This window comes from Dactylosporangium sp. McL0621 (genome assembly GCF_049995355.1).
Lineage (GTDB): Bacteria > Actinomycetota > Actinomycetes > Mycobacteriales > Micromonosporaceae > Dactylosporangium.
On record NZ_CP188259.1, the window covers coordinates 7,688,713 to 7,715,581 of the forward strand.

A 26,869-nucleotide genomic window follows, 5' to 3' on the forward strand; every position below is an offset into this window, starting at 1 on the left:
CCACGCCGCAACCGCCGGCCCGCGCCCCCTTCGGCGAGCTCGTCCCGGCCTTCCGGCCGACCATCCGATCACGCCGGCGGCCGGGGCGACGGCCATGACCGCCACGAGCTCACCCCCGAAGGGCATCGGCCCGCGCAGTGCGTCCCCGCCCGGTACCGAACCGAGGGGACACATCGGCTGGATCGTGGCCGGCTCGCTGGCCACCGGCGTCGTCGCGGCCGCTCTCCTCGTCGCCGCCCCGTTCATCCCGGCAGGGGAAAGCGCCCTCACCGGCGCGGTCCTGGCCGGGTTCGCGATCGGCTGGGCGATGTTGGCCGCACTCTCGATCCGGCTGACCGACCGGCCACAGCGCTGGGCCATGGCTCCCGCCCTGCTGATGGGACTCGGCGCCGTTCTCCTGGTGGGCCTCGGCGCCTCGGCGCGCACGCCGCTCAACTGGGTATGGCCCCCCACCATGCTCGCGCTGGCGATCTGGATGATCGTCCGCGTCCGCCGCCGGCTTCGCAGCCGGAGCAGGCGATGGCTGGTCTACCCCGTGATCGCCATGTTGGCTCTTGCCTCGGCGGGCGGCGGCTACGAGACCCTGCGCGAGGCGGCGGACGCCAACGCCTACCCGATGCCCGGTCAGTTGATCGACGTGGGCGGACACCGCCTGCACCTGAGCTGCACCGGCTCCGGCAGTCCCACCGTCGTGCTCGAACCGGGTGGCGGCGAGATGTCGTCGAACCTCGGGTGGATCACGCCGGCCGTCGCCCGGGACACCCGGGTCTGCGCCTACGACCGCGCCGGCCGCGGATGGAGCGAACCCGCCGACACCCCACAGGACGCCACCCAGATAGCCACCGACCTGCACACCCTGCTGCAGCGCGGCCACATCCCGGGACCCTATGTGCTGGCCGGACATTCCTTCGGCGGCCTCTACGTGCTCACGTTCGCCGCCCGCTACCCCGACGACGTCGCCGGCATGGTGCTGGTGGACTCCACCGCACCGGCATCCGCGGCGAAACCAGCGGCGAGGCCGCCCGGCGACGGCGGCTCCTACGACGCGACGGGTCGAGTCTCCGCGCTGGTTTCGGCCTCCACCCGGCTCGGTCTGGTCCGGCTGTACGGCCGGTTCGACTTCGGCAGCCTCCCGCCGCGTTCCCGCGACGAGGTACGCGCCCGCGCCGCGACCGCAAGCAACCTGCGCAGCACCATCGACGAGTACGTCCAAGCCAGCGCCTCGATAGAGCAAGCCGCGTCCCTGCAGGACTTCGCCGGCAAGCCCCTGGTCGTCCTGACCGCCGGCAGCGGACATGACACAGCCTGGTCGGCGGCACAGAACCGCCTGGCCACCCTGTCGACCAACTGTGTGCACCGCGTCATCGCCGGCGCCACCCACGAAGCGCTGGTCGCCGACCAGACACACTCCGCCGCCACCACCCAGGCGATCCTCGACGTCGTCTCATCGGTCCGGACCGCACGGCCACTGGTCGCATGATTCGCGATGCCCGACTGCGAAGTGATGCGCGGATCGAACCGACCGGGTAGCGTGACGACTGCACACGGCAGCCACCCCAGACCCCGGTGGCGAGGCGCTCGCGTCTCGAACCGAGGGAGTCGTAGTGGCATTCCGGATATCCCGCCCGCGGTCCCGACATGTCAACCATGTCAGCACCAACGGGCTGGCCGCCCTCATGATCCGCATCGCGCGCGAAGATCGAGCCGCGTTCGCCAGGCTGCACTCCCAACTGCGCCCGACCCTGGCCGTACGAGTAGCCACAGTGCCGCTCGGGCCGGCCGACGTCGCTGCCGTCACCAATGCCACATTCATCGAGGTCTGGCGGCTGGCCGGGCGCTGCCCCGAGTATCAGACCGACGTCCTCTACTGGGTCCACACCATTGCCGCCCGGCGAGCCGTGGACCGTCGACACGCCCGTATGGCCAGGGCGTCGGAGGACGACCAATCGACAGACCTGCTAGCGGCGTTCGACCGGCAGACCCAGATGGAGCTGGATGCATTGCTGTCATACTCCGCGAGCACCGGTCATGAGCGCTGAGAAACCCGACGCCTGGACGGACCTACCAGTACTGACGTCGTGGCATCCGACAGACCCGGCCGCCGCCTCTCATACCGCCTTGCCTGCGGTGCGGTTGCACCTAACCTTGACGCTGCGGCGCGAACCCGCCTCGGTCGGCCAGTGCCGGCGCCTCTTCGACACGACCCTGATCGCGCTCAACGTCGGCGCAGACTGTCGCGACGACATCGCACTGATCCTGACCGAAGCGTGCACGAACGCCGTCGTACATGCCGCCGGCGAAACCTATCGGGTCAACCTGACCGTCGACCGCCGCCGGTGCGTCATCGAGGTCTTCGACCACGGAACGGCGCTACACGACACGCACCTGAACTGGACCGCAGAAGACTGCGAGCCGCTCGAGCGTCTCGGCACGAGTGGCCGCGGGATGCTCCTGATTCATGCCCTGAGCGACGCGGTGGAGTGGTTCCATGTTCAGCCCCACGGCCTCGGCGTCCGAATGAGCAAGCAATTGGTGTGGGACGCGGACCGGCGCAACCCGGCTCCCGCCAATCCACCCCGATCGGTGGCGAACGCACCCAGGTGAGCGACGGAAACGTCCCCGACTCGACGTGCTGGCAGGCCACTCCCTCGACGGGACAGGAGGTGCTCACATGCCGCCCGCTACCCGGCTGAGGTTGCCGGGATGGTCTCGCAGACACCACCGCATGCCTGATCCGCGACCGGGACGCCAAGTACACCGCCATGTTCGACGCGGTGTTCACCGCCGAGGCCATCAAGATCGTACAGACGCCGCCGCGGGCGCCGAGGGCGAACGCCTACGCCGAACGGTGGGTGCGCACCGTACGCCGCGAGTGCCTGGACCGAATCCTCATCTGCAACCCGAGGCACCTGCTCACCGTCCTCGGGGAGTATGTCGTGCATTACAACGACCATCGACCGCATCAGGGACGCGACCAACGCCCTCCAGCCATCGAAACCTTGCCGACACCGGTCACCGATCTCGCTCCGGCCCGGGTCCGCCGCCGGAAAGTCCTCAATGGACTCATCAACGAATATTCGCAGGCAGCGTAGCCAAATCGAGTTTCCGAACGGTACAGGCGTACTACGTGTGTTTCGGGCCGCGGGGCACCCGGCTGCGGACCCTGGTCAGGACCGCGGGCGCGAGGTGGGCGGTTGAGGAGTCGTTCCAGACCGCGAAGAACGAGGTCGCCTCGACCAGTACCAGGTCCGCCGCTACGACGCCTGGTATGCGCACATCACCCTGGCCATGGCCGCAGCGGCGTTCCTGGTCATCACCCGGGCCGCCGAAGCCGACCGCGACGCCGAACACGACGAGGCCGCCGAGGCCGCCGAGGCCGACCAGTCACAGGGGGACCAAGCCGGGACAGGACATGCTGATCCCGTTGAGCAGCAACGAAATCCGCCGCCTGTTCACCCGGCTCGTCACCACCGTTAGGCACCACGCCAGCCACATCCTGCACTGGTCACGATGGCGTAGACGCAGGCAAGCACAAGCCCGAGCCGCTCACAACCGCAAACGACTCGAACCGCCGTAGGACACGACCCGCCGTTGCAGTACTAGACGCAATACCGCTGACTTAAGCGTGTCGCCTGCTAAAGTGCGGTGTGCCGCGTGCTGGACAGGTGAAACCGCCGCTGGGTGAGCGGTTGTCGGATCGGATTGCGATCGGGTTGTTGACCTCGACGTTTCCGCCGGAGTTGGTGGATCGGGTGGTCGCTGAGGCGGGTCGGACGCAGCAGCGCAGCCGGTTGCTGCCGGCGCGGGCGGTGGTCTACTACGTGCTGGCGATGTGCCTGTTCTTCGGTCAGGGCTACGAGGAGGTGGCCCGGCTGCTGACCGAGGGCCTCGGTTGGGCGCGTGGCTGGCGGGGTTCGTGGCAGGTGCCGACCACGGCGGCGATCACCCGGGCCCGGGTCCGGTTGGGCCCGGAGCCGATCAAGGCGTTGTTCGCCGCGGTGTGCCGGCCGGTGGCCACCCCGGCGACGGTCGGCGCGTTCTACCGGGGGTGGCGCCTGGTCGCGGTGGACGGCACCACCTTCGATCTGCCCGACACGGTGTCCAATGTGGACTTCTTCGGCCGGCCGGGTTCGGGCCGCGGCAACGGCAGGAGCGCCTACCCGCAGGCCCGGGTCGCGGCGATCGCCGAATGTGGCACCCACGCCATCTTCGCCGCCACGACCGGGCCGCTGTCCACTCATGAGACCGTCCTGGCGCAGCAGCTGTTCGGTGTGCTGGGCCCAGGCATGCTCCTGCTGGCCGACCGTTGATTCGTCGGCTTCGATCTGTGGCGGGAAGCCTCCGCAACCGGCGCGGACCTGCTCTGGCGGGTCAAATCCGTTGCCGTGCTGCCCGTGATCGAGCAACTGCACGACGGTTCGTACCTGTCGCACATCTTCGCCGCCCGCGACAAGCACCGCCACGCCGACCCGATCACCGTGCGGGTGGTGGAATACACCATGCCCGGTCAGGCCACCGTCTACCGGCTGATCACCACGATCCTGGACCCGGCCGCCGCCCCGGCGCTCGACCTGGCCGCGTTGTACGCCCAACGCTGGGAGATCGAAACGTCCCTCGATGAACTGAAAACCCATCAAGGCCAGCCAGACATGGTCCTGCGCTCGCAGACCCCGACCGGGGTCGAGCAGGAGATCTACGGCTTCCTCCTCGTGCACTACGCCGTGCGCACCCTGATGCATCACGCCGCAGCCAGCGCCGACATCGACCCCGACCGGGTGTCGTTCACCCGCACCCTGCGCCTCGTACGCCGCCAGGTCACCGCCCAGGGGGCGTTTTCCTCCCTCACGACTGACCAGAGCCCTGCGCCGAGGCATCCGTGAAATCCTGCGACACCTGACCACCCGCCGCGCCCGCAGCAACCCGCGAGTGATCAAACGCAAGATGTCCAACTGGAAACTCAAACGAGCACAACACCGCGACCCAGCCCGCCCCGACCACATCATCACCATCGTGGAAGCCACCAAACCCAACCCCACCAAGCGAAAACCACGAGCAACGAATACCTAAGTCAGCGGTATTGGTACTAGACGATCTATTCCAAGGGTTACGGGACAGCAAGAAGGCGCGAGGGCCTCCAGGATCGACGTTGCTGAGCAACGAGACCGTGGAGGCCACGTGCACGTCGATCTGGACACCCTCGCCACCGCACTCTACGTGAAGATCGACGACGAACTGAAGGCGTCACCCCAGCTCAACCCATACCGACCGAAGGTCGGCATCGCCCCGCGGATCACCGATGCCGAACTGATCACCGTCGCGGTCCTGCAGGTCCTGCTCGGCCACCACCGCGAGAACCGGTGGATCCGCGCCGCCCGTAAAGCCATCGGGCATCTCTTCCCATACCTGCCCAAACAGCCCGGCTACAACAAACGCCTCCGCGCCCTGGGCCACCTCCTCACCCAGCTCATCGCCGTCCTCGCCGCGGACACCGACCTGTGGCGGCACCCGATCCGCATCGCCGACTCCACCCCGGTGCAGTGCGGCACCTCCCGCGAGACCGTCAAACGCTCCGACCTCGCCGGATGGGCCGGCTACGGCTACTGCGCCTCCCACTCCCGACTGTTCTGGGGACTGCGCCTGCACCTGGTCACCACCGTCCACGGCCTGCCCGTCGCGTTCGCGCTCACCAACCCCAAAACCGACGAACGCGACGTCCTGATCGACCTGATCTCGTTGCAGCCGAACATGTTCCACCACCCTGACGGGCTCATCCTGGTCGTAGACAAGGGCTACCGAGACCGGACCACCGAAACCTGGCTCAACGACAACAACATCGACGTCGTCCGGCCCGCATACCGCACCGAACCGCCACGCCCCGCACGCGCACTACTCCACGCAGTCCGGCAGAACATCGAGTCCGTCAACCAAACCCTCAAAGGCCAACTCGACCTCGAACGCCACGGCGGACGAACCCCAGCCGGCGTCACCGTCCGAGTCCTGCAACGCATCCCGGCCATGACCGCCGCAATCTGGCACAACTGGCACACCGGCCAGCCGATCATGCGATCCCTGACCGCCTACGACCACTAAACCCTTGGAATAGATCGTCTAGTACGACCGGCACGAGACGCAGATCTATGAGCTCCAGTCGCGCCTGACCAATGCACAGGCGATCCAACGCATCCGCGACGCGGGCATGGAGAAGCTGGCCGGGCTGTGGGCTGTGGGCTGTGGACAAGGGCAACCGGGCGGCCGCGCTCCAGGACAGCGCCGAGAAGCTGGCCGAGCTGCGCACAGAGACCACAGGAGGGCTTGCCGCACCCCGGGCGTCAGGGCGACGATCGTCGTGAAGCGACCCCTCCGGAGGGAGGCGTTCCATGGGATCCGAGACTGCGCTCAGTGGTGAACGTGCGCCTCAGATCGTCCACCAGGTCCTCGCGACCCCCGGCCAGGCGCTGGACGACGCCACGCGCTCGCAGCTGCAACCGCAGTTCGGCTTCGACCTGGCCGAGGTCCGCCTCCACCGGGGCGCGCAGGCCTTGCAGTCGGCGCGCTCGGTGGGAGCACGGGCCTACACCGTGGGCCGGCATGTCGTCCTCGGCGACTCGCACCCCGGATCGCAGTCGGCCGCCGGGAGGCGGCTGCTGATGCACGAACTCATGCACGTCGCCCAGCAGCGGCACCGGGACGACGTCCCAGCCGATCTGGTGGTGGGCGATGCCCGGTCGCCCTGGGAAGGTGCCGCCGATCGACCTGGGGACCCGGCCGCCGCTGCCGGCCCGACAGCGGCGCCGCCCGGCGTGCTGCAGCGCGACACCGACCCCGAGGCCGATCCGTGGGACGCCCTGAGCGCAGCCGATCGGGAGCAGGCGCAGGCGTTGCACGACGAGAGCACCGACCTGTTCCACGGCATCGCCACCGTTGAGGAGCATGGGTACAGCTCGATCCGCCGCGACTGGATCAACCGGCTCGGTGCGGTGCAGGCCCGGATCTCGGCCGTCCACAGCAGCCAGGAGCTCAGCGCGGCGGATGCTGACCTGGGGCGGCTCTCTGCTGAGATCCGCAGCACCAGCGAGGAGGCGCGCAAGCAATGGCGCGACGTCAGCACCACGTACGAAAGTACGCGCCGGTGGCTGAGATCGCTCCATTCGATCGATGGCGACGAAGCGGCGCGGTACCTCCAGGACGAGTACCAGCATGCGGGCATCGAGCCGGAGAATCCCTACCTGACCAGCGAGGACTACCTGAGCCTCAAGGCCGTGCTGGACACCCGGAGGTACGTCCTGATCGGGGCGACCCGCGGCGCCCGCCGGCGCGGATCCGATCTGGCGAAGATGCTCGGCACGGTCGCCGAGCTGCGCCGCGCCGGTGAGGACGAGAACCGGTTCGTGCCCGGGTGGAACGAGCGCGTGCAGGACGAGCTGGCATACCTGGACCAGCTGATCGCCGCCACGGCCGGCCAGGGGGCCGGCGATCTGCCGGATCTGCGGGCCCGCCTGCTCAGCGATCAGCAGGATGCGGTCAACGCCCACAAGGAGAGTCGATCGGTCCTCGGCAAGGCGGTTGACCTCGTCGTCGGCGCGGGCGAAGCCGTCGTCGGCGTCTTCGCCGAGGCGGCCAAGGAGGCGGCCGACCTGGTGCAGATCGGCATCCACTTCGCCTCATTCGGACAATACGAGCCGCGGTTCATCAGCGACATGGCCGACGCGGCCGCGCACGGCGCGAGCACCACCGACCTTCTGAAGGGCATGGTCCTCGGCATCATCGAGACTCCCGAGCGCTTCCTCGACGCATGCCGGCGGGACGACTGGAAGGCCATCGGCCGGGAGGCGGTGAACCTCTACATGCTGGCCGACGGTCTGCGCCGGGCTCCGGGTGAGCTCGCGAAAGTGCCTGAGATAGCAAGGAAACTCCCCGGCCTGCTGGCGAAGACGCGGGCGAGCCTGCGAGTGCTCCGGGCGCGCAACGTGGCTCTCGGCCTGGCGCAGGAGAGTCGCTTCGTCCCCCCGCCTCCGGTCCCGGTCCATCCGGTAGTGCTCGGTACGCCACCGCGGCTCCCTCCTGCGGAGCTGGCCATCCACCAGGGCGGCGGGCAGGCCGTCCGCGGACCGGCCGGCGTACTGAAGGGCGACTCACCATCGGTCCAGGTGGATGTCCGGTCACACGGCCGGATCAGGGCCACGGCACCCGTCAACGAGAACGTGCCGCGCGGTCGAACGGCTCAGCGCCGGCGTGCCGTCGCCGGCGACGCACGCCCGGCCGAGCTGCCGGCCGCCCAGCAGATCGAACCGCCGGCCGCCACTGCGGCGCCGGGGCACACGCCGATCTCTGCGGCGAAGAAGCCCGGCTCGGGCGCGGTCCCGCCGTCCGGACCCTCGTCGCCGCGATCGATCGCGCGGGAAGTGCTGGAGCAGCAGGCGGCAGCGCAGCGCCTGGCCTCGCACCGTGACCGGGTCATGGATCCGCACGGTGAGGCGAACCATTCAGCGGTGGAGAGCGAGACCCGGCATCAGGAGATCGGATACTCCCGCGCATCGGAGGAGCTGGCTGCGGCCATGGAGGCGCATGGCGACCCGCGGCCTCCGGGTCACGACACCCATCACATCGTGGCGGACGCCGATCCCCGGGCTGCCGAAGCCCGCGCGATCCTGGAGAAGGTGGGGATCGAGCCGCGGAACGACTATCGCAACGGGATCCACCTGCCCAAGAGCTCGATGAACCCGCGCGTCCGGCTCGGAGCCCGGACGCGGCACCAGACGGTGCACACCGGCAGCTACTACGAGTACGTCAATGCGCGCCTCCGCGAGGCCTATAACCGGACCGGCGACTACCAGGGATCGCCGATCGTGGATCCCGCCGTCCGGGTCGAGCTGGAGTTGCGCAAACTCTATGAAGAACTGGACAACGGTACGCTGCCGCACCCACCGGCGGACGGCTCGTGACGACGTCGTGGATCGAGCGGCAAATTCTGCCTACCCAATGATCCGCACATCTCCATCGACGGAGTCATTGCGGACGCAGATCTGGGGGAATAGAGTTCTTGTGGACTCGTCATCTGCATGGTCGCGGTGGCAGTTACGTACATCAGTGCGTTCTTGTTAAGGGTTCGAATCCCGGCGAGTTCATTGATCTTTGGTGCCCCACGAGGTACGTAAACTGACCCACTGAAGACCGTCTGAAGCCGCACTCAGAGTGCATTCGCTATGGCGAGCACGACTACTCCGCGGTTTCGCTCAGTAGGCTGGTCCAAATCTGGGCCGGCCGTGAAAACCCGTTCAAAATCGGGGATCGCCTCATTCTGCGAGCGGCATGGCGGAGGTTTTCTGATGCCGGTCACCACCACGTATCCGGGCGTATATATCGATGAACAGGCAACCAGTTCGCATGTGATCTCGGGTGTCTCCACATCGGTCACCGCCTTCGTCGGCGCCGCCCAGAAGGGCACACCCGACCAGCCGACCCGGGTCACCAGCAACGCCGACTTCGTCCGCGAGTTCGGAGCCCCGATCGACGCGACCGCCCACCCGATGGGCTTCGCCGTCGCGCACTTCTTCATGAATGGTGGCAGCCAGGCGGTGATCGTCCGCGCCCTCGCCGCCGACGCCGAGTTCGCCCATCTCGCGCTGAGCGCCACCCCAGTCAACGGCATCGCCGTCACCCTGGCCGCACGCAGCCGCGGCGCGTGGGCCACCGGCACCGGCACCGGCCCAACCGCGAACGGCCTGTTCGCGGAGGTCGTCGCCGCCACCGGCAACCCCCAGGACCGGTTCGGCCTGAAGATCGTTCAGTGGGAGTCAGGAGCAGCCGGCCAGACCGAGCACTGGGACGAGCTGTCGATGTCGCCGTCCAGCCCGAGGTTCGTCGCGACCGTCCTCGCGGCCAGCCCGCTCGTGTCGGCCACGGTGAGCGGCACGGAGGCGCCGGCGCCGGGGACCGGAACCTCGACCGGCGCGAGCGACATCTCCGGCGGTGTCATCGGCCTCGAGGGCCGCACGTTGCGGATCGCGGTCGACCAGCACGCTCCGGCGGACTACGTACTCTGGCCGACGGCGCCCAATCCAGCGACCTCCCACACCACCGGTGACGTCGTCACGTTCATCAACGACCCCGCCAACCATTTCCCGGTCGAAGCGGCCGACGACGGCGGCAAGGTCGTGCTGAAGAGCCGGGCCGCCGGCCGGGACAGCGCCGTAACGGTGGGCCTGAGCGGCGCTCAGGACGCCTCCGGGCCGCTGGGGCTCGGGGTGGCGCACGACGGCATCGAGGTCTCCGGGAGCGCCCCCTACCGGCCGCCAGCGGCCCCGGCGATGGCCCTCACCGGCGGCAGCGACGGCTCCGACGTGGACGCCGCCGGCATCGTGCCCCCGGGCGACGGCCAGGGCATGAACGCGCTGAAACAGCTCGCGTTCCCCGGTTTCAACTTGCTCTGCCTGCCCGGTGTGACCAGCGCCGACGTGGACGCCGTGACCAACGCCCTGGCCTACTGCGCCACCCAGCATGCGTTCTTGCTGGTCGATCCCGATCCGAGCGTCGACCTGGGCAACGCGGGCACGAAGGTGGCTCCGTTCGGCGGTCAGGGCACCCACGGCGCCATCTACTGGCCTCGCCTGATCACCACTGGCGCACCGCTGTCCGGTCTGCCCCCGTGCGGAGCGGTCGCCGGGATGATGGCCCGTACCGACACCGCGCGTGGAGTGTGGAAGGCGCCCGCTGGGCTCAACGCCGGCCTGGCTTCGGTGATCAGCACGGCCTATCCGACCAACGATGACGTATCGGGAGCCCTGAACGGGCTTGGCATCAACGTCATCCGCAGTTTCACCGGTGCAGGAATCGTGGTCTGGGGCGCCCGGACCATGGGCGGGTCGGACATCGCCGGCAGCCCCTTCAAGTACGTGCCGATCCGGCGCATCACCGACTACATCGAGTCGTCGCTGTTCCTGGGCACCCAGTTCGCGGTCTTCGAGCCCAATGACCCAGTGCTGTGGGGCCAGTTGCGGCTCGCCGTGACCGGTTTCATGCGCGGACTATTCCGCCAGGGCGCCTTCCAGCGATCGCCGGACGGCGCCGAGTCCAAGAGCTTCTTCGTCACCTGTGACGAGACCGTGAACCCGCAAACCGAGATCGATGCCGGGCGCGTGAACGTCGTCGTGGGGTTCGCGCCGCTGAAGCCGGCCGAATTCGTCGTCATCACCATCACCCACATCACCGACCCAGGGGCGTGAGCAACTGCGATGGTCGACTTTCCGAACAACCCGACGCGGTACGACCCCTACAAGGCCTTCATGTTCCAGATCTACTTCGGCAGTGAACTGGTGGCCGGGATGTCGAAGATGGGGGCGCTGACCCGGACGACCGCGCCGGTCTCGCATCGGGTCGGCGGCGACCCCTCCCACGACCGCCGGAGCCCCGGCCTCACCACCTACACCTCGGTCACGATGGAACGGGGCGTCACGCACGACCCGGCCTTCGAGGACTGGGCCACCAAGGTGTCCAGCCCGATCTCTCCGGGTATCTCACTGCCCGACTTCCGCAAGGATGTCACCGTCAACCTGTTGAACGAAGCCGGCCAGGTGGCCCTGAGCTACCTCCTGCACCGCTGCTGGGTCTCCGAGTACACCGCACTCCCGGCGCTGGACGCCGCCACGGCCGGTACGGCGATCCAGTCGCTCAAGATCGAGGTCGAATACATCACGCGCGACATTGCTGTGCCCGAGCCCACGGAAACAGCGGTGTGAGCGGGGTTCAGTGGCCTCGATCGCTCGCAGCACCGTCCCGCATCCGGCTGCTGCATGCCGTGGAGGCCGCACAGAACGAGTTCGATGAAGCCGTCGCGCTCCTGGAGGCCTGCGGGGTCGATGACTGCGTGCAACTCCCGGTCGGCATCCTGGATCGGCTGCTGCTGCAGGCATATCGGCTGGTGCTCGGCCGAGACCTCGAAGCGGTGTTCGCCTGCCCGGCCTGCGGCACGCTCAACGCGCTCGCGCTCGCGCCCGGCGATGTCGCCGAGTACGAGCCCCGATGGGCGTGGTGCGGGCCCGGCGCCGGCGTCCGCGAGCCGATCGGCGCGGACCTGATGGGTCTGCCCAGCGACCCCGACGACGCCGCCGCCGAGATAGCCCGGCGCTGCTCCACCGGACCGGCCACCGGCGATCGAGATGACGATGCACTCGATCGGGCTGACCAATCCCTCTGCGGTGCAGTGCATCTCACCTGCGTGGACTGCGGCCAGCCGGTGGACGGATACCTCGACGTCCAGCAACTGGTCACCTCCGCGGTGGCGACCGCGGTCGCTGACGTGGACGTCGAGATCCATCTGATCGCCTCCCGGTACGGCTGGGATCTGGCCACCATCGAGGCCCTGCCGGAACGGCGCCGGGTCCGGCTGGCCGCCCTCGCGAGCGGCGGCCGGGAATGACCACTTCGAAAGTGGCTCGGGCACTGGCCGCGCGCGCGCATCGTCCAGCGCCTTCGACCGCTGCTGTGCCCTCCGCCTATGCGATCCTCGGCGACGCCCTTGCTGCTCCGCCGATCGAGGTTCAGGACGGCAACGGCGAGGCCCGCGTGCCGGTTCGTCCGGCCTCTCGAAACCGTTCTGCAGTGACCGAAATCGGGCTGCCGACGGTCGCTGATGATACCGGGCGAGCTACGGGCGCGACCCCGCTGCGGCTGGCCGCACCACCGCCGTCAGCCTCCACTGAGCGGCCCCATTCTGCCGCACGCGAAACCAGGCCGGTAGCAACGGCTCTGCCCGATACCGGGCGCGGCCGCCCTCCATCCACTCCCACCAGCACGGCTCCCTGGGCATCGGCCGACCCCGGCCCGGCCCTGCCCGCCGTCCCGATGAATCCGGCGTTCGCGGGTATCCCGACGACCTGGCAGCCTGAGCTGGCACCTGTGAGCCCGGCGGTGGCACCACCGGTTCTGCCGCCGGCCAGGCTTCCTAAGGCTCGGGAATCGGTGACCCGCCCTGACTTCCGCGGCGACTCGGGCCAGGAACGTGCATCGGTGACCGCCACGCCGGCGACGGCACCGGCCCGGCCGTCGGTCACCATCGGCGAGATCCACGTGCATACGCGTGAATCGAGGCCGGCTCCGGATCCCCTGGCTTTGCTCGCGCCGTACGCCAACGGGCTGACCGCCCGGCGGGACGACCGGCGATGAGCGTCCTTCCGGCTACTCCGCCGGTCCTGGCCGGCGTCGACGCCGTCCTGATCGCCCTGACCCGGGACGCCATCGACCCGTCGGTCGGGGTCACGGCGGGGCCACTTGACCGGCCCATCGGAACGACACGGCTGAACTGGTTCCTGTATCGGGTGTCGACCGCTCCGGCTCTGATGAACATGGAGTCTCCGCAGACTGGCTGGACGACCCGCCGTGGACGGCCGCCCCTCGCATTGACCCTGCACTACCTGCTGTCAGCCGATCCGGGTGAACTGACCACCACCGGCAATGAGATCGAACCGGCGCACAGCGCTCTGACCGCGGTCATGATGGTGCTGCACGAGCGTCCGGTGATCGGCCCGGACACGATCATCACGGCCGCTCCGCCGCAGACCGCCAGCCAGGTCACCGATGCGCTCGACGGCCTGGTCGAACCGCTGCGGATCACCATGGATCCCGTTCCGCTGGAAACGATCACGGGCCTATGGGGCAGTGGCACCAAGTCGCTGCGGGTGTCCATCGCCTATCAGGTCAGCCTGGTGACCATCGCATCGCCGATCGCTTTCGCTCCCGGCCCACCGGTGCAGCAGGTGGTGAACACGGTGGGCGAATCGGCCGGGCCGCAGCTGACCAGGGTGCAACCAGCTCTGGCGAGTTTCGGCCGGGCGGTGACGATCAGCGCGACCGGAACCCTGGACGAGTTCACCATTACCCTGTCGCGCTCGCCGGGTGACCCGGATGACCCCACTGACGGGCGGCCGAACCCCGGTACCACGCACAGCACGGGCCCCTGGCGGCTGATTCCCGCGCCAGTCGATGGCGGCTGGGAGATCACCCTGCCGGACCAGACCATGAAGCCCGGACGACGCATGCTCACCCTGACCAACCAGGTGGACGGACGGGCCGCCGGATCCAGCGGCGCCCGGCTGACCGTGGCTCCAGCGGTGCTGGGGGCCAGCGGGGCCCTGCAGCCCGGAAGTCCGATCACCCTTGACGTTGCGCATGTTCTGCAAGAGGGGCGGGTGGCCTTCGCGGGAATGATGGCGCCGTACACCCCGGCCTCGCCGACGTCCATCACGGTGAATGTTCCGGCTGGCGTGGCTGACTACGCCGGGACGGAGATTCCGGTCAGCGTGGAGTCAGGCACCATCGCGGGCCCGCCCACCCCGCTGGTGGTGTCGCCGTGACTGCATACCCCGCCCTCTTCCCCGGCACCGAAGACACCGACGACGAGGCGGCCGCGCCGTCCATTGACCGGGCCACCGCACTGGAGAGCTACCTGGCGTGGCTGCGCGAGGCCATCCAAGTGGTGCTGCGGGTCTACCGGGAAGCGTGGGACGCGGTGGGCGCGCAGACATCGACCGAACTGCAGGCTGTTGTCGCGATCGGACTGCGGCTGGCTCGCCCGGCCCCTGGTCTGCTCAAGCCGTTGCCTGCTGGGCTCTTCGACGGCGTCGACCTGCCCGTGGAAGCCGAACTGATGCTCGCTGCGGCGTGGTGGTCGGCGGCCGATCCACCACTGGCCGTGGCATTCGGCTGCATCCACGACGATGCCGCCCGGCGCTATCCCACGCTCGGCGCGCTGCGGCTGATGATGGAGCCCTACGGTCTCGACATTCCCCTGGCACTACCGGCTGACACTGGCCTGGTCGCTGATGGACTGCTCTGCCGGGCCCCCGACGCCGATACGCCGATACGCCTCACCGCCACCGCGACACTGCTGCTGGACGGCTGGCGGCCCGCCCCCGAAGTCCGTGCTCCGGTGCCGGAACGCCTGCGCGGGGTGACCGCTCAAGTGGTTGCGCACCTGCGTTCGGGGCATCGAGTTACATTGCGCTGCAACGATGCTGACGACGGACCGGTCATCGCCCGGGCGGCCGCGGCGGAGCTGGAGCGGGCGGCCGAGATCGGCGCCAGCCCGGCTCGGCCTGCCACCGGAGCGGCGCCACCAAGTCCGGTAACGCCGGCCAGCCTGATCACCCACGGTCCGGACCGGCCGATCGCCGAGACAGCCTTGCTGGCCCGGCTCGGCCTTGTCCTGCCGGTGGGCGATAGCGAAGCCGAGCCGGTGGCGCTGCGGCTGACCGGCCCGGGGGCACCGGCCGCCCCCGGCTGGCAGGTACTGAACGTCCCCGGGATCGATCCGGCCGGGCTGCTCCGAGCCTGGCGCCGGACCTTGCGCGCGGCCGGGTTCGACCCCCGGGAGGCAGGCCCGCTCGCCGCCCGGATCCGGATCTCCGAACGCATGATCAGCGCACTGAGCCAGTCCGCCACGGAATCGGCCGCGGCTCAGCAGCGCGACCTCACCGTGGCCGACCTGCACCAGGCTGTGCGCCGCCACCCCCAGCACCAGCTCGACGGCATGGCGAATCTGCTCACGCCATCAGTCACTTTCGATGACCTGGTCCTCACCGGCGCCACCCGTTCCGGCCTGCAGGATCTGCTCGCCCACGCGCGGCACTTCAGCGAGTTCAGCCCACCCGGTGCGGGCACCCGCGGTCGGGCCGTCGCCGCGCTCTTCTACGGCCCTAGCGGAACCGGGAAGACCGCGGCCGCTGAGGCGATCGCTGCCGAACTGGATCGCGACCTGTGGATCGCCGACCTCGCCCAGGTGGTGAGCAAGTGGCTCGGTGAGACCTCACACAACCTGGATCGGTTGCTCACTGAGGCGGCACGCTGCGGTGCCGTCCTGCTTTTCGACGAGGCTGAGGGCCTGTTCGGCCGTCGTGCCGAGGTCAGTGACGCGCGGGACCGCTACGCCAACCTCGAGATCGACCATCTTCTGCAGCGCATCGAGCTGCACGAGGGTCTGGTAATCCTCACCAGCAACCGGCCTTCGGCGCTGGACGAGGGTTTTCAGCGGCGGCTGCGGATTACCGTCCGCTTCGACCCGCCCGGCTTCGAGGCGCGCCAGCAACTGTGGAACCGGTTCCTGACCAACGATCTGATGGCACCGGGTGCGTCTGCCGACGTGGCTGCTGCGGCTGACCTGTCGGCCGCGTCGATCCGTGCGGCTGCGGTCTCGGCGCGGGTGTTCGCGGCCGCCGACGGCATGACCGGCGCACCGTGCGCCGGGCTGATCAGCGAGGACCACGTGCACCGCGCGGTCGCGCGGGAGTTGGAGAAGAGCGGGCGCGTGTGGGCGCCACCGGCACGCACCCGAAACAGTCAGCCGCATCAGACTTCTCAGGAGGGACGCCGATGAGTGACATCGCCAGGCTGGAGATCGAGGTGGACGCCGAGCCCACCGCGGGCCTGCTGCGCGCCGGGATCGACGCGGCCATCTCCGGGCGGCTCTTCCCGGCCGGGCCTGAGGCTGAGATCGGGCAAGCGGTGGGCAAGGCCGTTGCCCAGCACCACCAACGCGCCCAGCACGGCCAGCCGGGAACCGGGGGCTGATCACAGTGGTACGCGGACTGCTGCTCTCGTTCTCCGACCCGAACTATGGCATCATCCCCACGGCCGTGCCGTTCCAGTACAACCCGTCCGAGGTCACCCGGACGATCAAGGCGAACGGCGGCACGGCCGGTGGCCCGGGCCTACGGGTCTCCGCAGTGCCCACCGAGTCCTACGCGCTGAAGCTCGAACTGGACGCCCTCGATGCGCTCGACAAGCCCATCACTAGCCGAATGGGCGTGCAGCCGTTGCTGGCGGCCATCGAGGCCATGCTCGAGCCGTCCGGACGGCTGGGGCTCCTGCAGACCGGGTTGCACGCACTGCAGGGCGCGGTCTCGATCTTTCAGAAGTCGTCGCCCGCACCGATTCCCTCGCCATCGCTGCCTCTGGTCGTCCTCGCCTGGAACGCGGTCCGCGTGGTCCCGGTGCGGATCGACAGCTACTCGGCGCACGAAACCGGTTTCAGTGGTGACCTACTCCCGGTCCAGGCGACCGTCGACCTGTCGCTCACGGTGCTTCGGGAGACAGACCTCAGTCACGACCAGCGGGTGGCCACCTTCCTGGCCAGCGCCTACCAGGCCACCCGAACGGCCATGGCGCTCACCGGGGTGGCCCAAGGTGTGGAGCTGATGCTGTGACCGCCTCGCGTTACACCGGCCAGTCCGTGATCGTGGTCCCCCAGGACGACGGGACCACGCGCCCGATGAGCGGGCCCCGGGTCGCTCCCCCGGTGCCGCCGGCCATGACCTACCAGGTCCGGGATGGCGACCGGCTCGACATTCTGGCGCGCGCCGCAGTAGGCGACAGCACCGGCTGGTGGCGGATCGCGGACGCCAATCCGTTCGGCGACGCCCTGCTCGATACCGACTCCGGCACCGTGATCGGGATTCCCGATGAGTGACACCACCATGACCATCACGATCGGGAACACGGCGCTGACCAAGTACCAGCGCGACCGGATCCACAGCGTCGACATTCTGGAAGCACAGGACGCGCAGACCCAGGTCAGCATCGTGGCCGAGGCCGAGGTCGGGCCGCTGAGCAACTGGACAACCCCACTGGACCCGCTGCTGGCCAGGAAGCAGCATCAGTACCCGGTCTTCACCGTGCGCCTGGAGCGCGATCGGGACACCCTCACCGTGCTCGCCCGCCCGATCAGCGCGCTCTGGTCATTGACGGCCGGGGCGTCGTCCACCCTCACAGTGGCGGGTCTGGACACCAGCACCGACCTGGACCAGGTGCAGGTCGACAAGTCCTGGGACGGCACCAGCGATTCGGCCATCGCCCGGACGTTGCTCGGCCCGAACGCGAAGGTCATTGACACCGGCCCTCCGGACGGCGGTGACCGCACCCCGGTACGCCAGCTGGACACCGACTGGGCCTTCCTGCGAAAGCTGGCTCGGCGCAACAACTACGACGTCTATCTGGAGTACAGCGGCGATCCACCGGTGAACCACGCCTACTTCGGGCCGATCGAGTACACGGCCGAGAAGTCGTGGACGCTCGACCTCGGCTACGGCGCTCTTGGTGGTACGGCGACCGCGCAGGTCCAGCTGATGGCCGGGCAGCACGTGCGGGTCGCCCACGCGAAGGACTCCACCAATGGGGAACAGCTCCTGGCCGAGAATCGGGTCGCCGTCAAACCGATGGGAACGCGGTTCCTCGGCGACGCCGTCACGGTCCAGCTGAGCGCGAACGACGCCGAGGGCACCCAGACCCCCGAGCATCTGGCCCACGTGCGGGAGGACCAGAGCGCTTTCGCGGCCACGCTGACCGTGACCCTGTCCGTCCCGTCGATGCCGCTGGTCCGGGCGCGCCGGACGGTCCTGGTCCGGGGCCTGGGTTCAGTGCTGTCCGGCCTGTGGCTGGTGAAGTCGGTGCGGCACAGCATCTCGCAAGGCGGCCACACCCAGGCGCTCACCCTGGTCCGCAATGCGCTCGGCGACGGCAGCCCGGATGACGCCCGGGCCGCAGCCGATGCGGCCGACGATGGGACCGACATCGGCGCCGCCATCGCCGCCACCATCACCGCTGCGGTCGCGGAAGCTGCCGGAGCCAGGGCGAGCGTGTTGTGAGCGACCGCTACCTGGGCAAGTTCGAAGGGGTCGTGGTGGACAACAAGGATCCGGATGGCCTGTGCCGACTCGAGGTCAGCGTCCCCGCCCTGATGAAACAGCCCTTTCGCAACTGCCGGCCGGCGCTGCCCTACGCCGGTCCCGGAGCCGGACTGGCCGTCGTCCCGCCGATCGGAGCCTCGGTCTGGGTCGAATGGCCCGGCGGGGACCTCGGTAAGGACGCGATCTGGACCGGAGCGTGGTGGCCGCCCGGTCAGAAGGGGCTGGACAAGGCCGGCCCAAATACGCTGGTGCTGGTCACTCCCGGCGGCCACCGGATCGAAGTCTCGGACGACACCGGCTCGATCACCCTGTCGACCCACGGCGGAGCGTCGATCTCGATCGGCAAGGACAGCATCGTGCTGAAGAACGGGCAGGGAGCCACGATCGAGTTGAACGGGTCGACGATCGCCCTCAACGACAACGCGTTCCAGGTGAACGGCGATGGCTGACCCGCTACTGACCACCAGCGCCACCCTGACCTGCCCGCACGGCAGCGTGGGCACTATCGTGCCCGCGCAGACCGCCGCATCGGCGGGAGCCGTGGTGTGCACTGAAGCCGACCGGATCGTGTTCTCGGGCTGCATCAACCCGCCGGGCGGCCCGCCAAGCCCATGTCTCACGGTCCAGTGGAAGACCACCTCGCGCACCTGCGTGGCGAGCGGCGCAGCGGTGCTGACCACCGGCAGCGCCGGTATCTGCACCAACGCCGCCGGAGCCCCGCAGGGGCCGGTCAAGATCACCCCGGCTCAGACCAAGGCCAGCGCGTCATGACCTCCCGGCAGCCCTGGCGCCTGGGGCCGGGACGGCGGCTGACCCTGGCGGGCCCGCTCGAGCACCTGGACGACCTGGTCAAGGCCGTGCTGCTCACCGGCCCCCAGGAGCGGCTACATCAGCCCGGATTCGGGGCCGGGCTGGGGGCATCGGTGCTGTTCGAGCCACTCTCGGGTGAGCTCGGCAGCACGGTCGCCGCCCGGATCCAGGGCAGCCTGGCCGATGCGCTCGGCGACCGGATCCAGCTTGTCGGCGTCGACGTGTCGGTCAGCGAGAGCACGATCGCGGCCGAAGTGACGTATCGGCCCCTTCCGGCCGGCGCATCGCGAACGGTCGCTTTCACCCTGCCGGGAGCCGGATCATGACCCAGCCGGACCAGTACACCCTTCCCGAACAGCCGATGGCCACGCCAGTCGAGCGGCCCAAGGCCCTGTTCGGCGCGGCTGGTGCGCTGATCGGGCTCCGCGCGGCGAGTACCCGGCTAGCGGGCGGGAGCCGGCTGGTCGACGTCTGGCTGTACGACGACCCGCCGGCGGGACTGACCGATCCCGCGCTATGGACGCTCCGCCCCGCACCGGGCGCCCCCCGGCCGTCGGTGACCGCGGTGACCAGCGAGCCGGCGTCGAGCACCTCGTTCGGGACGCCGATCCCGGCCCACCTGACCTTGACCCTCGACTCGGTGCTGCCCGGCCGGGGCGTCTACCAGCTCCGGCTCGACCCGGCCGGCCTGACCATCGACCCGCTGCGGGTCTTCCTGCCGGTCCGGCTGCGGCCCGAATGCGGCGACGCGGGCGACATCACCGCGACCAGCCCCCGGCCCGCTCCGCTCACCCCACCGGACTACGACACCCTCGCCCGCGACTACACCGCCCTGCGGGTCATGCTGCTGGAGCGCCTCTCGTTCGCCGATCCGGCGGCCGACCAGTCCATTGCCGATCTCACCGTGACCATGATCGAGCTGTTCGCCCACCTCGGCGACCTGCTCCACTACCGCCTCGACCGCGCCGCGACCGAGGCCTGGCTGAGCACCGCCCGGCGCCGATCCAGCGTCGTCCGGCACGCCCGGGCGGTCGACTTCCCTGTGCGCCCGGCGGTCAGCGCGCGAACAACGGTCCAGGTCGTGGTGGGCGCCCAGACGGCCAGCGATCCGTCGGTGACCGTCCAGCCGGGCGCCCTGGCCACTGATTCGATGGCCGCCGCCGCATCGGGCCAAGTGCCGATCATGTCCTCCGATGCATGCTTCACCCTCGAGAACGATCAGCCCGTGACGTTCTTCAGTTCGCACGCCGAGGTCGCATTGCACGACTGGACCGAGGACGACGCCGAGCTCAGCGTGGGCGCGACCAGCGCTGTCCTGGTCCGGCCCGCGCTGGCCGCCGCACTGCCGCTGGCCACCTGGCTGCCCCCCGGATGCTTGATCGGGTTCGAAGTCGTTGGTGTCGAGGATCGTTCGGAGCATCGGGCCTGGACGGCGGGCGCTGCGGATCGACCGTCCACGGATCCGGCGGCTCCCTGGCCGCGGCCGCCGCTGGCCAGCGTGCCCGCGCAGGTGGTGACCATGACCTCCGCGGTGGAGTTCACCGACCCACTGCACCCAGCCGCCGATCTGATCCGCGTCTTCTGGGGTGAGCCCGAGGCCCTGGCCATCGCCGTGCCGTGCAGCGTCGACAACCGGTTCGGCCAGCGGGCGGGGGTGGCCCGGCTCGGCCTGCTCCCAGCCCACCACGGCCTGACCGTCGACGGCCCAGCCACGCTCGCCCCGGTGGACCGGCTGACCGGGTTGCCCGCCGACCCGCTGCTGAGCGTGGTCTCGGACTACGACCTGGTGGCCGCCGGGCCCGAAGCCGCGCCCGGGCTCTCGCATGACGTGGACGGCCGTCCGTGGGAACTCGACGTCACCGTGGGGTTGCCGAACGGGACCCGGGTTCCGGCCACCCGGGTCACCAGCATGCTCCGGGCGACACCATCTGGCTTCAGCGTCGTCGTCGACGCGGACGACGAACTCCCGGCCCGGCTGCGATTTCGCACCGGCACGCTAGGAGTCACGCCGCCGGCCGGGAGCGAGGTCCGAGCCCGGTATCAGATCGGCGCCGGGCCGGCCGGGAACGTGGCCGCGAACATCACCCACCGGCTCCTGCAGGCGACGTCGCCGGTGGGCGACCCTTGCGCCTGGGCCGACGTCACCGACAGTACCGGCGCCCCAGCGGGCGCCCGCAACCTGACCCCGGGCCGTGGCGGCGCCCTCGCGACCAGCTTGGACGACGTCAAACGCGATGCACCACAGGCATATTCGGCCGTATCACGCCGAGCGGTATTGATAGGCGATCTGCCCGGGTTCGCGCTCCAGGTGCCACCGGTGAGCCGGGCCTCGGCCCAGCGATCGTGGTCAGGGTCGTGGCCGGTGGGCGTGGTCGCCTACGAGGCCGACGACGACGCTTCGCCCGACCTCCTGCGGGCAGCGGTCCAGGCCACGCTGGACGGCGCCCGGATGATCGGGACCGAGGTGGTGACCGCGACTGCCGTCCCGGTGGGCCTGCTGCTCGCGTTGACTGTCTGCCTGTTCCCGGGGTCGGAGCCAGAGAGCTCAAGGGCCGCCATCCTCAGCGCATTGCGACCCGGTACCCCAGCTGCGAGAGGCCTTTTCGCACCGGGCTCGTTCCCGATGGGTACCGGCGTGTTCGTAAGCAACGTGGTGGCCGCGGTCGCAGCACTGCCCCAGGTCGACGCAGTGGCCGTGACGCAGGCGCGGCGGCTGTCGGAGCCGGACGGCACGCTCCGGCCGTTCCTGGCCATGGGGCCAGCCGAGATGGCGGTCTGTGACGACGATCCCGGCGCACCCGACCGGGGCCGGATCCTGCTCACCGTGGAGGGCGGGCGATGAGCGACCGAGCCGAGCCGCGTGACCTGATCCCACTACCGGAGCCGCTGCCCGGGCTGGCCCGGCTGCGCCGCCGGCTGGCCGATCGCGGCGCGCTGCGCGATGATCTGCTGGCCCGGCTGGCGGAGATGCCGACCCCGGCGGGCCTTCTCGGTGACCGGCTCGATGTCGCCGGCGACCCCACCGTCGTGCAGTTGGCCGAGCTGTGGGCCCGGGTCGCGGACGGGGTCAGCGCCTACACCGAACTGACGGCCGGCGAGACCTACCTGGGTACCGCCCAGGACTGGACCGACGTCCGCCGCGTCGCCGCCCTCACCGGTCATCGCCCGAGCCAGCGGACGGCGGCCCGCGGCTGGATCCGGCTCGAAACCGCCGCCGGTGCAGAGCCCATGGTCCCAGCAGGCACACGGGTCCAGGCGCCCAGCGCCGGCGGCTCCCCCAGCCAGACCTATGAGGTGACCAGCGACACCCAGGTGCATGCCGACTGGGCCGGCCTCACCGTGACCGCGGTTCCGGTCCCGGCCGCGCCCACCGGGAACCAGCTGCGCTTCCTGTCCGACCCCGGCTTCACCCCGGCTGATCGCATCGTCCTAGTCCAGGAAGGAGGCCTGACGCCGCCGCCGATCCTCTGGTGGAGGTACCTGGGCTGGCTCCGCCAGACGATCGGGCCGGTCCCGCAGGCCGGGGCGTCCATGCACATTCGGGGCGTGGTCAAGGTGACCCAGCGATCCGATGATCTGGGTGCGACCTTGCTGGAGTTCGACCGGGATCTGCGCCGGCTACTGCCGGAGAAACCCGGCATCACCTACGCGGCCTATCGCATCCGTGCCGAACTCAGGGTGGCCAGCCGGTTCGAAGGCCTGACCTACGTCATGAAGGACAGTGCGATCACGCTGGGGCCAGCCTCCTACGGTGTCGACCAGGTTCCGATCAGCGCCGCCAGCTGGTACGTGCTGGTGGAGGACGCGTCCGCGGTGAGCCGCGAGCAGTACGTGCTCCTGCACCAGGGCGATGCCTGCTTGGTCACCACGGTGGAATCGGTGACCCCCCTCGACTGGCGCGTGGCACCGGGCATGACTCGCCGCGTCGCGCAGCTCAAACTCCGCGCGCTGGTCTCAGATCCAGCCGGGATCCTGGCGCCGGGGGTCGCGGTCCTGCTGGTCGACGAGCGAAAAGTGGCACAGCACTATGACTTGAACGACCTGCCCGGCGATGTGGCCGCCGCTCGGGTCCACCCGCGACCTGCCGTTCTGCCTGATCAGCTGGCGGTGCAGACCATCGCCCCGGATGGCAGGACCGGGTGGGAACTGACCCGCTGCACGGCGAACGCGCTTGACACCACCGACGACACCGGCGGTCTCCAGGTCACCCTGGCCGACCCGCGCGCCGGGCGGATCAGCCGGGGCGCGGCCACCGGCAACCTTGCTCCGATCCGGCACGGCACCACCGGATCGGGGCCGCTGACCATCAACGACGGGGTAACGGTGATCGCCGGTCCAGTCACCGCCGACGCGGCAGCGGACGGCACGGTCACCGACAGCATGGTGGTGGTGGTGGACGGCGTCCGCTGGGACGAGGTCCCCAGCCTGTATGGGCGTGGCCCGAGCGAACTCGTCTACTCGACCCGGCTGGCCGCCGATGGTCAGCTCGTCCTGCAGTTCGGGGACGGCATCACCGGAGCGCTCCCCCGCGGCGCGGTGACCGCGACCTGGCGAACCGGCGGTGGCCTGGCCGGCGAGGTGGACGGCGCTCAGATAACCGTGTTGTCCGGGTCCATCACCGGCGTCCGTGCCATCCAGGGCGTCGGGCCGATGTCCGGCGCCGCCGACCAGGACGACGAGGCGCAGCTCAAACGCGCTGCCCCCGCTCGGATCCGGGCTCTCGACCGAGCCGTGGCCCTCGGCGATCTCGCCGACCTGGCTCTGACCGTGCCCGGCACCAGCCACAGCGTCTCCTGGCGAGGATTCGGCCCGCCGGGATGCAGCTGCGGCCGGTCCGGGCTGCATGTGGCCGTGCTCCGGCTGGCCGCCGGCGGCGTCCGTACCGCGAACCCGAGCGAACTGCTCGCCCTGAGCCGCTACCTCGACGACCGGCGGGACACCACCATCCCGCTGTGTGTGGCCGCCGCGGTCTCCATCCCGATCACCATCGGCGCCCAGCTGGCTATCGATCCGCGACGCACACCCGCCGCCGTGCTGGCTGCCGCCACCGGTGCGGTGCTCGATCCTGGGGGACCACTGGCCCCCGCCCCCCGGGGCCTGGGGCTACCGCTCGACGGAAGCGATGTGATCGAGGTGGTGCAGCCCGTTCCCGGCGTGCTCGGCATCACCGACCTGACCCTGACCGGAGGCACGCCGGTTGGCGCCATCGTCAGTCCCGAAGACCTGTTGCTCGGACGGCGCGCGGCTGCACGCTACGAGTTGCTGTGGGTCACAGCAGCTCAGCTGGGGGTGCGTAGCAATGGCTGAGCCCGTCCTGCCCTCGAGGCGCTTCCTGGCGATGCTCCCGCCGGCCCTGCTGGCCACCCAGTCACCGGACGACGTCCCAGTGGCGCTAGCTCTGCTCGGTGCAGTCGAGGAGCAGTGGCTGCTGCTGGCCGCCGATGTCGATCGGGTGCTGGACGACGCCTTCGCCGACAGCGCCGCGGAGTGGGCCCTGCCCTATCTGGCGCAGGTGCTCGGCCTGCCGCCGGACGCCGGGCGCGCCGAGATCGGTTCAGCCACTGCACTGCGCCGCCGTCGCGGAACCCCGGCCGCATTGGAGGATTTCGCCACCGTCGTGACCGGCTGGCCCGCGCGGGTCACGGAGGGCTGGAAGACCACGCTGTGGAGCCAGCAGCTTCGGCACCCGGTCCGGCGAACCGCAAGCCTGTCGATGCGCGCGGGCGAGCACCTGCTGGCAGGCAGCGAGCTCGACCCGGTCCGCCGCAGCGTCACCCCGGGCGGCCCGCACCATCCGGCCGCGGCCACCGCGACGGTCTACCCGTGGCAGTCCTATCGCTACGACCAGACCGAGGTCTGCCCGCTGGCCGATCCGGGCCGGTTCACACTGCACCCACTCGGCCTGCCGGTCCCGCTCTACCTGCGGCCGGGATCGTTCGAGATCGCCAGCGACGCCGATGACGAACGCCCGCCCGGCGCCCCACCGGCGGCACGCCCGCCGCGCAGCCCAGCCACCCTGCCGTTGCCTGCGACCTGGCGCTTGATCGAGGCGCTGGCTCCGGGCGAGATCACCTACGGGCCGGTCTGGCAGCTGGGCGCGGACCACCCGCTGGCTCAGGGCGAGCCCGGGGATCCCGCCCTGGTCACCCTGACGGTCGATGGAAACCCGTTGCCCTGGACGGCGATCGGTCTCACCGGGCTGCCCGAAGGCGGCGGCCCGGCACCAGCCGCGGGCCAGATCCTGCTCGACCCGGCCCGGGGCGTGATCGCGATCGGGTCGAGTATCACCGGGACGGTGCGCGCCACCTTCTACCGGCCGGTGTCGGGCCAGCTTGGCGCTCTGGCCAGCACCGCCCAGCCCGACGACAGCGCCAGGACGGTGATCGTGGTCGATCCGGCCGGCGGCACTCATCCGCCCGGGCAGATCGTGGTCACCGACCTGGATGCGGCGGTCACCGCCGCGCTGGCCGCACCCGCAGCGACGTCGGGCCTGGACGTCGAGATCCGCTTGGTCACCAGTGACCGGCTCGCCGCTCCCGCGCCGATCACCGGAACGCCCGCCGCGCAGCACTGGCGGATCATCGCACCAGCCGGACTGACCCCGGTGATCGTCGGCGCGCTGTCGTTCGACGCGGCCGACCTGACCGTCGACGTGACCGGCTGCTACCTCGAAGGTGATGTGGAGGCCGGAGCCAGCCTCACTGGCCTCGCGCTGAACGGGGTCACCATGAATCCAGCGGCCGGGCGGCAACTCACGGTCGCACCGGGCGCCTGGACCCTGCGGCTGGCCGCCGGCCGCAGCCAACTGGGCCCGGTCCGGGCCGATCTCAGCGCGTACCCGATCGAACTGCACGATTGCGTGGTGGACGGAGCCGGCGCCGTCCTGCAGCCGTGCGGGCCGCCTGCACCTCCGGTGGTGCCGGTGCCGGCGGTGGCCGCCGCCGACCGGTTCCCCCCGCACCTGGTGACCACCGCCTGCACCTTTGCCGGGCCGGTGGCCGCCGACACGATCGAAGCCAGTGACTGCCTGTTCCTGGACGGACTCACCTGCGTGGTCACCTCCGGCGGCTACGTCCGGTACAGCGAGCTCGGGCCGGACGACGACCCGCAAGCGCATCCCCCGGCCCACCAGTGCCTGACCGGGCCGCGACCAGCTGTGATGTCCGACGGTGCCGAATCGGCCGGGTACTACGCGCCGATCCTGCGAACGCCGGGATCACGCGGCGCCAGTCCGCTGCTCACCGGCGCATCGGACGGCGGCGAGATCGGCGCCTACCACCACGCACGCCGGGGGCCGCTCGCGCTCCGGCTGGCCCAGCGGCTGGCCGAGATGGTCCCGCTGACGATCCATCCGCATCTAGTCGTATCCCGCTCGGAGGAATGAC

At 70.0% G+C, this 26,869-nt stretch carries 21 protein-coding genes and 2 pseudogenes; all 23 read left to right on the top strand.

The genetic code is table 11. The features are described from left to right. Positions 1 to 94: 94 nt before the first annotated feature. The gene (locus ACPPVO_RS36300) at positions 95 to 1,480 is read left to right on the top strand and encodes an alpha/beta hydrolase (protein WP_426503056.1); all 1,386 of its coding nucleotides are present in this window, start codon (positions 95 to 97) and stop codon (positions 1,478 to 1,480) included. 196 nt (positions 1,481 to 1,676) lie between these two features. After that, the gene (locus ACPPVO_RS36305; protein ID WP_426503057.1) at positions 1,677 to 2,039 is read left to right on the top strand and encodes a hypothetical protein; all 363 of its coding nucleotides are present in this window, start codon (positions 1,677 to 1,679) and stop codon (positions 2,037 to 2,039) included. Further along, positions 2,029 to 2,604, top strand: a complete 576-nt coding sequence (locus tag ACPPVO_RS36310; protein WP_426503058.1) for an ATP-binding protein — start codon at positions 2,029 to 2,031, stop codon at positions 2,602 to 2,604. Before ACPPVO_RS36305 ends, ACPPVO_RS36310 begins: the two co-directional genes overlap by 11 nt. 158 nt (positions 2,605 to 2,762) lie before the next feature. After that, entirely contained in the window at positions 2,763 to 3,092 is a 330-nt protein-coding gene (locus ACPPVO_RS36315) for an integrase core domain-containing protein (RefSeq protein ID WP_426503059.1), read from the top strand. A gap of 26 nt (positions 3,093 to 3,118) precedes the next feature. Then, positions 3,119 to 3,321, top strand: a pseudogene (locus ACPPVO_RS36320) (IS701 family transposase); the annotation flags it as partial. Positions 3,322 to 3,647: 326 nt separating this feature from the next. Continuing rightward, positions 3,648 to 4,880: pseudogene (locus tag ACPPVO_RS36325) on the top strand (IS4 family transposase). A 295-nt stretch (positions 4,881 to 5,175) separates the two neighbouring features. Then, the gene (locus ACPPVO_RS36330; protein WP_426503060.1) at positions 5,176 to 6,090 is read left to right on the top strand and encodes an IS982 family transposase; all 915 of its coding nucleotides are present in this window, start codon (positions 5,176 to 5,178) and stop codon (positions 6,088 to 6,090) included. A gap of 287 nt (positions 6,091 to 6,377) precedes the next feature. After that, a complete protein-coding gene (locus tag ACPPVO_RS36335) occupies positions 6,378 to 8,942 on the top strand; it encodes an eCIS core domain-containing protein (protein WP_426503061.1) in 2,565 nt (854 codons plus the stop codon). Positions 8,943 to 9,326: 384 nt separating this feature from the next. Next, positions 9,327 to 11,222, top strand: coding sequence for a phage tail sheath family protein (locus tag ACPPVO_RS36340; RefSeq protein ID WP_426503062.1), 1,896 nt, complete (start codon positions 9,327 to 9,329; stop codon positions 11,220 to 11,222). A gap of 9 nt (positions 11,223 to 11,231) precedes the next feature. After that, positions 11,232 to 11,735, top strand: a complete 504-nt coding sequence (locus ACPPVO_RS36345) for a phage tail protein (RefSeq protein WP_426503063.1) — start codon at positions 11,232 to 11,234, stop codon at positions 11,733 to 11,735. Continuing rightward, positions 11,732 to 12,415, top strand: a complete 684-nt coding sequence (locus ACPPVO_RS36350) for a hypothetical protein (protein ID WP_426503064.1) — start codon at positions 11,732 to 11,734, stop codon at positions 12,413 to 12,415. Before ACPPVO_RS36345 ends, ACPPVO_RS36350 begins: the two co-directional genes overlap by 4 nt. 742 nt (positions 12,416 to 13,157) lie before the next feature. Further along, positions 13,158 to 14,348, top strand: a complete 1,191-nt coding sequence (locus ACPPVO_RS36355) for a DUF4255 domain-containing protein (RefSeq protein WP_426503066.1) — start codon at positions 13,158 to 13,160, stop codon at positions 14,346 to 14,348. Continuing rightward, on the top strand, positions 14,345 to 16,366 hold the full coding sequence (locus ACPPVO_RS36360; RefSeq protein ID WP_426503067.1) for an AAA family ATPase: 2,022 nt from the start codon (positions 14,345 to 14,347) through the stop codon (positions 16,364 to 16,366). The genes ACPPVO_RS36355 and ACPPVO_RS36360 overlap by 4 nt, the downstream gene beginning before the upstream one ends. Continuing rightward, positions 16,363 to 16,560, top strand: a complete 198-nt coding sequence (locus ACPPVO_RS36365; RefSeq protein WP_426503068.1) for a hypothetical protein — start codon at positions 16,363 to 16,365, stop codon at positions 16,558 to 16,560. The genes ACPPVO_RS36360 and ACPPVO_RS36365 overlap by 4 nt, the downstream gene beginning before the upstream one ends. A 5-nt stretch (positions 16,561 to 16,565) precedes the next feature. Beyond that, the gene (locus tag ACPPVO_RS36370) at positions 16,566 to 17,195 is read left to right on the top strand and encodes a hypothetical protein (protein ID WP_426503069.1); all 630 of its coding nucleotides are present in this window, start codon (positions 16,566 to 16,568) and stop codon (positions 17,193 to 17,195) included. Continuing rightward, positions 17,192 to 17,458, top strand: coding sequence for a hypothetical protein (locus ACPPVO_RS36375; RefSeq protein WP_426503070.1), 267 nt, complete (start codon positions 17,192 to 17,194; stop codon positions 17,456 to 17,458). Before ACPPVO_RS36370 ends, ACPPVO_RS36375 begins: the two co-directional genes overlap by 4 nt. Then, positions 17,451 to 18,632 carry a hypothetical protein gene (locus tag ACPPVO_RS36380; RefSeq protein WP_426503071.1) on the top strand — a complete coding sequence of 394 codons (1,182 nt, stop codon included), beginning with the start codon at positions 17,451 to 17,453 and terminating at the stop codon, positions 18,630 to 18,632. Before ACPPVO_RS36375 ends, ACPPVO_RS36380 begins: the two co-directional genes overlap by 8 nt. Beyond that, the gene (locus tag ACPPVO_RS36385) at positions 18,629 to 19,123 is read left to right on the top strand and encodes a phage baseplate assembly protein V (RefSeq protein ID WP_426503072.1); all 495 of its coding nucleotides are present in this window, start codon (positions 18,629 to 18,631) and stop codon (positions 19,121 to 19,123) included. The genes ACPPVO_RS36380 and ACPPVO_RS36385 overlap by 4 nt, the downstream gene beginning before the upstream one ends. Next, positions 19,116 to 19,445, top strand: coding sequence for a hypothetical protein (locus ACPPVO_RS36390; protein WP_426503073.1), 330 nt, complete (start codon positions 19,116 to 19,118; stop codon positions 19,443 to 19,445). The genes ACPPVO_RS36385 and ACPPVO_RS36390 overlap by 8 nt, the downstream gene beginning before the upstream one ends. After that, entirely contained in the window at positions 19,442 to 19,810 is a 369-nt protein-coding gene (locus ACPPVO_RS36395; RefSeq protein ID WP_426503075.1) for a hypothetical protein, read from the top strand. The genes ACPPVO_RS36390 and ACPPVO_RS36395 overlap by 4 nt, the downstream gene beginning before the upstream one ends. Next, on the top strand, positions 19,807 to 22,326 hold the full coding sequence (locus ACPPVO_RS36400; protein ID WP_426503077.1) for a hypothetical protein: 2,520 nt from the start codon (positions 19,807 to 19,809) through the stop codon (positions 22,324 to 22,326). The genes ACPPVO_RS36395 and ACPPVO_RS36400 overlap by 4 nt, the downstream gene beginning before the upstream one ends. Further along, positions 22,323 to 24,791, top strand: coding sequence for a hypothetical protein (locus ACPPVO_RS36405; RefSeq protein WP_426503078.1), 2,469 nt, complete (start codon positions 22,323 to 22,325; stop codon positions 24,789 to 24,791). Before ACPPVO_RS36400 ends, ACPPVO_RS36405 begins: the two co-directional genes overlap by 4 nt. Further along, on the top strand, positions 24,784 to 26,868 hold the full coding sequence (locus ACPPVO_RS36410) for a hypothetical protein (protein WP_426503079.1): 2,085 nt from the start codon (positions 24,784 to 24,786) through the stop codon (positions 26,866 to 26,868). The genes ACPPVO_RS36405 and ACPPVO_RS36410 overlap by 8 nt, the downstream gene beginning before the upstream one ends. Position 26,869 lies beyond the last annotated feature (1 nt).